The organism is Streptomyces sp. NPDC002577 (assembly GCF_053594815.1).
The window spans coordinates 118,631-128,347 of sequence record NZ_JBSFWK010000020.1; the positions used below are offsets into that span (position 1 = coordinate 118,631).

Here is a 9,717-nt window from a genome sequence, read left to right on the forward strand (position 1 = left end):
AGAAGGCCGCGCCCTGATTCCGGCGTCCCCGGCATAGCGCCACCGCCATTTTTGTCTTGACAGGAGAGACAAAAATGGCGCATTTGTCTCTCGATGCATGCCAAGTGTACTGTTCTGGGGAACGAAGCGGTTGAGCTGTGGTCGGCCGCTCAGCGTGAACACCTGCAGTACGACGCGTAAGGCGCTATCGGCCTGAACCGGTGTGAAAGGTGAAGGAACAGCGTGGAAGAGCAGCAGCCCGCCAAGGCATATATCAACGAGTCGTTGGAGGCAGGCCTGCGCCTGCTGCGTCTGTTTCCCACCGACCAAGCCATGACCGTCACTGACGCGGCGAAAACGCTGGATGTGGCCCGGTCGACCGCGCACCGGCTGCTCGTCACGCTGGAAGCGCAGGGGTTCCTCACGAGGAAAACGCCCGGCCGCGGCTACGTCGCGGGCCCCGAGCTGGCTCGTCTCAGCGCACCTGCGGGATTCGACGACGTGACGCGGGCGCGGTCGGGGACCGTACTCGACGACGCGTGGTCCCGCACTCAGGAGACGGTTCAGACCGTCGCGCTGATCGGCAGTCAGACGATCATCACCAGCGGGCGCCAGTCCCCGCACGAGGTCCGGGTGGCCCTGGAGATCGGGCGCACCTTTCCCGCGCACGCCACGTCAGGCGGCAAGCTGCTGCTCGCGCAGCTGACGGACGAGCAGGTCTGTGCGCTCTACCCGGAGGAGACCCTGCCTGGACTCACCCCGCGCACCATCACCTCCCGAGCGGAGCTGCTCGACGAGCTGTCCGTCACTCGCGAGCAGGGATACGCGTTCAGCCGCGGCGAGTCCATCAACGGCATGCACTCGGTGGGAGTCCCACTGGGTGGCCCCAGTTGGCGCACCAGGCTGGCCCTCATGGCCTGCGCGCCCGCTGATCGCGGCGACGACGCCGCGCTCGTTCGGTGGGCGGAAGAACTGCGGCGCTCCGCTGCCCTGTTCCGGGGCAAGCGAAGCTGACGCCGAAATCGACACGAGATACGGAGGAGCATGACAACCGGAGGCCATAAGCCGGGCCGGTGGATACGCCGTCACTTTCACGGCATCGGATACATACTGATCATTCTGCTCGTGGGCGCGAACATGCCCAGCCCGCTGTACGGCGCGTACCGTGAAGAATTCGGTTTCTCGCCCGTGACGCAAACACTCATCTTCGCGGTGTACGCCGCAGCTCTTGTGCCGGCCCTGCTGGTGTTCGGGCCGCTGTCGGACGCCATCGGGCGCCGCCCCGTTCTCGCGACAGCGCTTCTGTTCGGCGCCCTCGGCGCCACCTTGATGGCCTGCGCCGATTCCACGCCTTGGCTGTTTGCCGGCCGGATCGCTCATGGCCTGTCCGTCGGCACCTGTTCGGCGGCCGGCGCCGCGGCCCTGGTCGAGCACGAACCGGACGGAGACCACAGCAAGGCCGGAACCGCGGCGACGGCGACTACGGCCGTGGGTGCTGCGCTCGGCCCTCTGGGAGCAGGCGCCCTCGCCCAGTACCTACCGCACGGCTTCGTCCTGCCCTACCTGGTGTATCTGTGCACCCTGGTGCCCGGCCTCGTGGCTGTCGTCGTCCTGCCTGCGTCGGGACGATACCGCCGCGGCACCCGGCCGAAGGTGCGGATAGCGCTGCCGCGCGTACCGCACACGGTCCGCACTGCCTTTGGCGTCGGCGTCTCGACGTCAGCTGTCTCATGGGCGGTCGTGGGTCTGTTCCAGGCTGTCGTGCCGTCGTGGATCACCGAGCTGCTCGGTGCCGACAACCTGCTCGTGGGCGCGTCCGCCGCAGCTCTGATCATGATCTGCTCGGCCGCCACACAGCTCAGCGTCCGGCGGATGTCGCATCATCTCGGACAACGCCTGGGGCTTCTGCTGCTCATCGTCGGCATGCTGAGCCTCCTCGTGGTGAATCAACTCCAGTCGTTGCCACTGCTCTTCATGGTCACTGCAGTGACAGGCGTCGGCCACGGCCTGGCCTTCTCCGGAGGCATGCAACAGATCAACGGCGCCCTGGTGACCGAAGCGCCCGAGGTGCGTGGGACGGTGCTCGCCGCCTTCTACACCATCACCTATGCGGGCCTCGGCCTTCCCATCATCGCGGTCGGGCTGCTTGTCACCTTGCAGGGGATGGCGGCAGCCGTGGTCGAGTTCTCGCTCGCCGCTGCGGTGGCCTGCGCCGTCATCATGATCGCTAATCGGCGGGTGATCAGGCGGTCTTCGTCCCGCCTGGTACTGAGCTCGCCGACCGCGAGCGGAACGCACGCCGCACCGGACTCTGGCCGGCGGCCCTCATTCCAGGCAGCCGGTGCAGAAGCTGTCGCACCGACCGGGGAGACCGGCACGCAGGTGGCCGACCCGAAGCCCGGGCACGGCCCAGCCTGTTGAGACAGCGGACCACGCTCCACCAGGGCTCAACAGGGGCCACAAGGAAACAAGTCCGCTGAAACACGGTGGACGAGACGCCGCCACGGCCCCACTGGGGGCCACGAGGAAAGGAGAGAGAAGTGAGCAGGTTTACCGGACGGACCGTCCTGGTGACGGGGGCCGCCGGAGGACTCGGCCGTGCGGTCGCCCACCGGTTCGCTGCCGAAGGGGCCACCGTCATGGCCGTCGACGTCAATGGTGCGGCTGCCGAAGAGGCCGCACGCGCCATAGCCTCCGAGACTGGAGCCCAGGTCGAGTCGGCCGAGGCAGACATCACCTCCGAGTCCGCGCTGCTAAGCCTCCGCGAGACCGTCCACGACCGCGTCGGGCCGGTCGACACGATCGCCAACGTCGCGGGGATCCTCAGTCGGCTGCAGATGGCCGATCTGGACGGCGACGCCTTTCGCAAGGTCCTCGACGTGAACCTGACCGGCACGTACCTGGTCACGCGCGTCTTCTCGGAGGACCTCGTCGCTCGCGGCTGGGGCAGGGTGATCAACACCGCGTCCATCGCCGCCACCCGCGGTTACGCCTTCCCTGCCTATGGCGCGTCCAAGGCGGGCGTCGTCAATCTCACCAAGTCGCTGCTGCTGGACTTCTGGGGCACCGGCATAACGGTCAACGCAGTCTGTCCCGGAGCGATGGAGACCCCGATGCTCGACCAGACGAACCGCGAGAACTTCCAGCGGAAGACGCCCACGGCCCGCATCGTCACGCCCACAGAAGTCGCGGCCGCGTTCGCATTCCTCGCCAGTGATGAAGCGTCCTCGATCAACGGCCAGGCGCTGGTGGTCGACGGCGGCGCTACGGAGGTCTTCAACTGGTACGGGTGAGGCAGGATGTGCGACCTCATCCGAGGCTGCCATGCCCAACTTCACACATGCCGTCGTCTGGCCTGGTGGGCGGCGGCATGTGTGCTCCGACCTGGCGCATACGCAGGTGGATGCCGTGGGTTCACACGTGGGTGTCACTGTTGCCGGACGGCCCCCTCGGCTCGCAGTCTCAGTCTGAAGCGGGGAGACGCTCAAGCACGGAACGGCTGCTTCACCCACCCATCTTGATCCCAGTTGGAGACCTGATGGGCACGCCCGTGGAGCTCCTGGAAGTTCCACTGCCCGCCGACTTCATGAACGTGTCCTGGTAATCGACATCGAGAATCACGGCATCCCGCTCCGCGGGATCATCCGTGCGCACGATGGTGCACAGGCAGAGCAGCCGCAAGTGCCCGGTGGCCGAGGCCCCGTTCGAGGAAAGCTGCACCTAATGGTTGATGCGGAGTGAGAGCCCAGGGATTCGCTGCGGGAGCGTCTCGGAGGGGGTGTTGATCTAGGGCATGAATCGGAAGTGGATCAAGTCGTAGTGGCGAGTTCGACGAGGTGCCGGGCTGTGCCAGCAGGATCGATGATCTGATGGAGGTGTGCACCGGGCAGGTGTGCCACACGCCAGCCGCGTTCGCGCGCTTCGGCGGCAAGGTCGTTATACGGAGGGCCGAACAGCAAGTAGGAGCAGGGATGGTCATCCCAGCCGTCGGGGACCGGGATGTGCTGTTCGTAGTAGGACAGCGGCAGGGTGGGCTGCTCCTCAATGACTGTCTGTCGCATCGTCGGATCGGAGAACATGGGTGCGACGTCTGCCTCGTCCCACCAGTCTGTCCAGCGCGGCAGCCTGCCGTTCACAGCCATCGGGCGGAGGAACTCCAGCACCTCGGGTGATGCGACAGGGGTCGGTCCGCCGGCCGGCAGCGCGGCATCGACGAAGATCGAGCTGGTCACCGGATGGTCGAGGCCCGAGCGAATCGCCGGGAGAAACAAGCCTGCGTTGCTGTGTGCCACCAACGTGAGAGGGCTGTGGGCCGGGACCTGCCGGAGGTCGTCGCGGACGGCAGTGACGATGCGGGGCCAGAAGGGCGGAGCGCCGGCGCCTATGTGCAGCAGGGACGGCACCCGTACCTGGTATCCCGCCGCCGTCAGGTGTTCGGCCACAGGGCGCCAGGTCGAGGGACCTACGGAAGGACTGTGCACGAGAACGAAGATCGGCTGCATGTGACGATCCTGTCGCCCATGCCATCGGAGCCGCGACACGCTTGGCTGACAGCAGAACGGTGAGCTTCGAAGAAACCCATGCGCCGCCACAGTAGGCCGGTCACAACCATTCGTTGATGGCGGCGACGAGGACGGTGGCTTCGTAGCGGACCGCGAGCTTGTCGTATCGCGTGGCCACGGCCCGATTCCTCTTGAGGCGGTTGATGCCGCACTCGACCGCGTGCCGAGCCTTGTAGTCCTGCGGGGCGAACTTCGGCGGCCGGCCGCCGCGCGGACCGCGTTTTTGCGGTTGCGGGCCTGGTCGGCCTTGTCCGGGATGGTGCAGCGGATCCCGCGCCGCCGTAGGTAGGCGCGGTTCTTGCGGGAGGCGTACGCCTTGTCGGCGCGCACGCGATCGGGCCGGGCGCGGGGCCTGCCCGGCCCGAGACGCGGGACACGGACCTTGTTCAGGACGGGCTCGAACTGCGGGGAATCGCCGCGCTGCCCGGCCGTGATCACGATCGACATGGGCTTCTGGCCCTGTTCGACGGCCAAGTGCAGCTTGATGGTCAGGCCGCCGCGCGAGCGGCCGAGCCCGTGGTCGTCCGGCTCGACGGTGACGCCGCCGGGCGGCTCCTTCTGCAGCTCCCCCTTTTCCTCGCACCGGCGGCGTGCTGGTGGGCCCGGCACACCGTGGAGTCGACGTTGATGTCCCAGGTGATCAGCTCTTTCGCGTCGGCCCAGGCCTGGAGTTCGGTGAAGATCCGATGCCAGGTGCCGTCCCGTTGCCACCGGGCTCCACCATGGTCCGTACGGCGGCGGAGTCGACGACGGAGCCAGGGAGCACCAGCACTTTGCCGCCGTGCGCGGACAGTTCGGCCTCGAGGCTGTCGAGACACGAAGGCGCGGGGGCCTCGTTCCAGCGGGGGTAAGTCAGGCCGACCACGGCGGCCTCCAGGACGGCGGGGTGTTCGTAAAGGACCCGTTCGACCTCGGGCGTGGCGATGTTCTCGCCGCCGGAGACGATCATGTCCTTTTTGCGGTCGCCGATGAAGAGGAAGCCGTTCTCGTCGACGTGCCCGATGTCCCTGGTGTGCAACCAGCCGTCCTTGAGCGCTGCGGCCGTGGCCTTCTCGTCGCGCCAGTAGCCCGCGGAGCCCTTCAGGCCGCGCAGCGTGATCTCGCCCAGTGGGCCGGCCGGGACCTCGTTGCCAGTGTCGTCGACGATCCTGACCCGGGTGTGCGGCACGGGCCGGCCGACCGAACCCAGCTTGGACGGTGCGTGCTCCGGTCGACGAAGGCGTCGCCCGAGACGGTCTCGGTCAGTCCGCCGGCGTCGGGACTTGGTTACGTAATTCGGGCTGCCGAGGCGCCGACCAGGCCGATGGGGCGGGCGCCGGATCTCCTGCGGCGCTCAGCCGGCGGCTGACGCCTCTGTGCCTTCCTGGGTCTCATCCCCGCCCTTGTAGGCGAGGAAGTCGTCGACCATCCGGTGGAACAGGGTGGCAAGCTGCCGCAGTTCCTCGGGCGAACACCCGGCAAGCGCCCCCGCCATACTCCGGCGACTGGCGTCGCGGACGCGCTCGACGGCGTCGCGGCCGAGGGGGGTGAGCTGGATGAGCTGCGCGCGGCGGTCATCGGGGTCGGGGACGCGGGTCAGGTAGCCGGCCTTCTGCAACTGCTGCACTTGCCGGGTGACATGGGACGCCTCCACAGCCAGCCGACCGGCCAGCTCGCTGGGGCGGAGAGGCTCGGCGTCGTCGACCTGCCGCAGGAGCGCCACGGCCGCACGGTCGAGCGGCACTCCGGCCCGGGCCACGAGGCGGTCGTGCTCCCGGACCCGGCTGGTCAGGTACGTGATGCGGCTGAGGGCTTGTTCGACCACGTCCATCGAGACGGGAGTGGTTGTTCGTAGCGCTGCGGTCATGTTTCACATTCTATATTACTTGCTTGACTAAAGCAATTATTGGTGTGCTGACTCAAGTAATTGAACTGTAGCCTCGTCGTGCTGCCCGCAGGCGATACTGCACGGCGCTCACTTCGCGGAGTGAGCGGTTCATGCGGAGTTCGGCAAGGGGCGCGGTGGCGCGGCGGGCGAGGCGGACGTCGGGGTCGGTGCCAAGGAGGACGTCTCGCATGGCGCGGGTGAGGGCGTACGACAGGCCGTGGGCTTCGCTGCCCTGCCATTTGGCGATGCCGCCGTCCTCGACGGGCTCGACGAAGGCACGGCGTCGGGCCCCGATGTCAGAGCACGAGGCGCAGCACGTCCGCCAAGCCGCGCTCACCGGTGCGGTGTTCCGCCGGCAGGATGTAGGTGCGCAGGCCGCAGGCGGTCGCGCCGCCGTCGCGGACCGGATTGTCGCCGACCATGAGGGTGGCGCGGGGGTCCGCGCCGAGGTCGGCGCAGGCTTTGAGGAACAGCTGCGGGTCGGGCTTTTCGCGGCCCTGCTCGTAGGAGATGACGCAGGTGTCGATCAAAGCGTCCAGCCCGTGGTGGGCGAGGTGGGTGCGCAGGTCCCAGGCGAAGTCACTGACGATGGCGATGCGCAGTCCGCGCTCGCGCAGGGCACGCAGGACCGGTTCGGTGTCGGGATAGGGGGCCCAGGCGTCCGGGGCGATGAGTTCCCGGTAGGCCGCATCCTCCACGCCGCGCAGGAAGTCCACCTGCTCCCACCATCCCCGCATGGCGCGGCGGTGCTGTTCGGCAGAGAGGTCCCGGCCTTCCTGGAGGGCGACGACGGAGGGCAGCAGGAAGGCGGCGCGCAACTGGTCGGAGATCTCGGCCACCGCGCCGGGCTCGTCCAGCACGGCGAGGCGGCCGGAGGCGGCGCCGACCCGGCGCAGCCACGTCTCCAGGTCGATCATCTGGAAGATGGTGTTGCTGAAGTCGAACAGCACGGCCTGGACCGGGGGCACGGGCGCGGCGATCTCGACGTCGCTGGGGCGGTAGGCGCTCGGTGTTTCGAACAGGGTATGGATCACAGGGAGGGCTCTTCGGGTTCGATCGTCTCGACGGGGACTCCGCGGCCGCTTATGGCCGCGAGTTCCGCCTCGGGGGTGCCGGTGTCGGTGATGACGGCGTGGTAGTCGGCCACGGTGCCGTAGGCGTACGTGGCGGTCTTGCCGAACTTCGAGTGGTCCGCCAGGAGCAGCGCCTGTTCGGCGGAGGCGAGCATGGCCAGCTTCACCTCGACGTAGTCGTTCAGGGGGTGGAACAGGCGGCCTTCCAGGACGGCGGTGGCGGACATCAGGGCGAGGTCGGCCCGGATCTGGGACAGGGCGCGGGTGACGGTGGGACCGGTGCAGGAGTTGAAGTCGCCCCGGTAGTGGCCGCCCAGCAGGGTGACGGTCACGCCGGGCGCGGAGCCGAGGCGCTGCGCGAGGCCGATGGAGTTGGTGACGACGTGGAGCTGGTCCAGCTCGGCCAGCGCGGGGACCAGGGGGAACAGGGTGGTCGAGTCGTCCATGAGTAGCGTGCTGCCCGGCCTGATCCGGTCGGCGACGGCCGCGCACAGCGCGTTCTTGGCCGCGAGGGCGCTGTTCTCCCGGAAGCGGGTGGCGGTCTCCATGGTGAGGGCGGGGAAGGCGACGGCGCGCCCGCGCTCCTTGCGCAGCAGATGGCGCCCGGCGAGGTCGTCCAGGTCCCGGTGCATCGTCATCAGACTGACGTCGAAGTGCCGGGCGAGGTCGTCGATGCGGGTCTTGCCGTGTTCGGCGACGTACTGCAGCACGGCCTGGCGCCGCTCCTCGACGGCGGCCTGTGACAGTCGCGTACGGGCGGTCACACGCCCCTCCTTCCCGGTCGCTCCGGTCTCGCAGTTTCCCACACGGGCCGGTGGAGGCCGGGGCCCGTCCGGCCCGCGGACCTCGGATCGGCCGTGTGGCGATGGCTGCGGCGTACGACCTGCATACCTGGGTGCATACCTGTGTGGCCGCGGGCCTACGGACCGTCCACCGTGACCAGCACCTTGACCTGCTCGGGGTCGACGGATGCGGCGAACGCCTTGGCGGCGTCCTCCAGCGGGTAGGTGGCGGTGACGATCTCGGCGGTGTCGACGGCGCCCGAGGCGATCAGGGACATCGCGGTGCGGTAGTCCTCGCCCGTGTACATCAGGGTGCCCTCGATGCGGATCTCCCGGTCCTGGACCAGGTCCAGACGGATCGGGGTCGTGCCGGCGGCGCCCACGCCCACCACCACGATGTGGCCGCCCTTGGCCACCAGGTCGGTGGCCTGGGCCATGGACTGCTCCCGGGACACGCAGTCGAAGACGACGTCGACCGCACCGCCGAGCGCCGCGTGGGCCTGCTGGACCAGGTCGGGGGCGTCGGCGGGCAGGGCCGTGTCGGCGCCTAGGCGCAGCGCCCTCTCCCGCTTGCCGTCCAACAGGTCGGTGACGGCGATCCGGGCGGCGCCGGCGTGCCGGGCGGCGAGGAGGGTGAGCAGGCCGATGGGGCCGGCGCCGAGTACGGCCACCGTGCGGCCGGTGAGGTCACCGGCCTTCGCCACGGCGTGCACCGGTGTGGCCAGGGGCTCGACAAGGGCGGCCTCGATGTCGGTCATGCCGTCGGGTACGCGGTGGACGCGGTCGGCCGGGATGGTGAACAGGTCGGTCATGGCGCCGGGCGTCTGGCAGCCGAAGACCTCCAGCTCCTGGCAGATGTTGTAGCGGCCGGAGCGGCACTGGGGGCACCGGCCGCAGTACAGGTTGGGTTCGATGATCACCCGGTCGCCGGGAGCGAAGTCCTCGGCTCCCTTCCCTGCCGCGGCGACGACGCCTACCGCCTCGTGACCGGGGCGGTAGGGCAGGTCGATGAAGGGATGGTGGCCGGCCGCCGCATGGGTGTCGGAGCCGCACACGCCGACGACCGTGGTGCGTATCAGGAGTTCGTCGTCCCCGGGGACGGGGGCGGACACGTGCTCGATGGTGATGTCGTCGAGGGAGCGGACGAGTACGCGGCGGATCTGCTGGGTCATGGTGGCGGAGTTCCGTTCGGTTCGGGCGTTCACGCGGTGGCGAGGCCGGGCTGGATCTGGATCTTGCGGCCGATGCCCGCCTGGAAGCGGGCGATCGCGTCCGGGAACGCCGCCAGGGGGAGGCGGTCGCTGATGAAGACGTCCGGGTCGATGACTCCGGTGGCGAAGAGGTCCGCGGCGCGTTCGAAGCTGTGCAGGACGGCCATGGAGCCGGTGATCGTGATCTCCTGGTTGTAGATGCGGTACGGCGAGATGGTGGCCGTCGTCGCGTAGTCGGAGACC

General features: G+C 68.7%; 9 protein-coding genes and 2 pseudogenes. 3 read left to right on the forward strand and 8 right to left on the reverse strand.

Features of this window, described 5'->3' with window-relative positions:
- Positions 1-222: 222 nt before the first annotated feature.
- From ACWD4J_RS24460 to ACWD4J_RS24470, 3 genes are all read left to right on the forward strand, one after another.
- Positions 223-993 (forward strand): IclR family transcriptional regulator, encoded by a 771-nt coding sequence (locus ACWD4J_RS24460; protein ID WP_451397559.1) that lies wholly within the window; start codon positions 223-225, stop codon positions 991-993.
- 30 nt (positions 994-1,023) lie between these two features.
- Complete coding sequence (locus ACWD4J_RS24465) at positions 1,024-2,400, forward strand: MFS transporter (RefSeq protein WP_451397560.1); 1,377 nt, start codon at positions 1,024-1,026, stop codon at positions 2,398-2,400.
- A gap of 119 nt (positions 2,401-2,519) precedes the next feature.
- Positions 2,520-3,272, forward strand: coding sequence for an SDR family NAD(P)-dependent oxidoreductase (locus ACWD4J_RS24470; protein WP_451397561.1), 753 nt, complete (start codon positions 2,520-2,522; stop codon positions 3,270-3,272).
- Positions 3,273-3,788: 516 nt separating this feature from the next.
- Here the strand turns inward: ACWD4J_RS24470 and ACWD4J_RS24475 are convergent.
- The 8 genes and pseudogenes from ACWD4J_RS24475 to ACWD4J_RS24510 all read right to left on the reverse strand — a co-directional run.
- On the reverse strand, positions 3,789-4,481 hold the full coding sequence (locus ACWD4J_RS24475; RefSeq protein WP_451397570.1) for an alpha/beta hydrolase: 693 nt from the start codon (positions 4,479-4,481) through the stop codon (positions 3,789-3,791).
- A 276-nt stretch (positions 4,482-4,757) separates the two neighbouring features.
- Positions 4,758-4,988: pseudogene (locus ACWD4J_RS24480) on the reverse strand (transposase); the annotation flags it as partial.
- A gap of 193 nt (positions 4,989-5,181) precedes the next feature.
- A complete protein-coding gene (locus tag ACWD4J_RS24485; RefSeq protein ID WP_451397562.1) occupies positions 5,182-5,709 on the reverse strand; it encodes an AMP-binding enzyme in 528 nt (175 codons plus the stop codon).
- A gap of 165 nt (positions 5,710-5,874) precedes the next feature.
- On the reverse strand, positions 5,875-6,387 hold the full coding sequence (locus ACWD4J_RS24490) for a MarR family winged helix-turn-helix transcriptional regulator (RefSeq protein ID WP_451397563.1): 513 nt from the start codon (positions 6,385-6,387) through the stop codon (positions 5,875-5,877).
- Positions 6,388-6,704: 317 nt separating this feature from the next.
- Positions 6,705-7,442, reverse strand: coding sequence for an HAD family hydrolase (locus ACWD4J_RS24495; RefSeq protein WP_451397564.1), 738 nt, complete (start codon positions 7,440-7,442; stop codon positions 6,705-6,707).
- Positions 7,439-8,245 (reverse strand): DeoR/GlpR family DNA-binding transcription regulator, encoded by an 807-nt coding sequence (locus ACWD4J_RS24500; protein WP_451397565.1) that lies wholly within the window; start codon positions 8,243-8,245, stop codon positions 7,439-7,441. Before ACWD4J_RS24500 ends, ACWD4J_RS24495 begins: the two co-directional genes overlap by 4 nt.
- 155 nt (positions 8,246-8,400) lie before the next feature.
- Positions 8,401-9,435: a zinc-dependent alcohol dehydrogenase gene (locus tag ACWD4J_RS24505; RefSeq protein WP_451397566.1), complete on the reverse strand. Its 1,035-nt coding sequence runs from the start codon at positions 9,433-9,435 to the stop codon at positions 8,401-8,403.
- Positions 9,436-9,464: 29 nt separating this feature from the next.
- Positions 9,465-9,717: pseudogene (locus ACWD4J_RS24510) on the reverse strand (alcohol dehydrogenase); the annotation flags it as partial.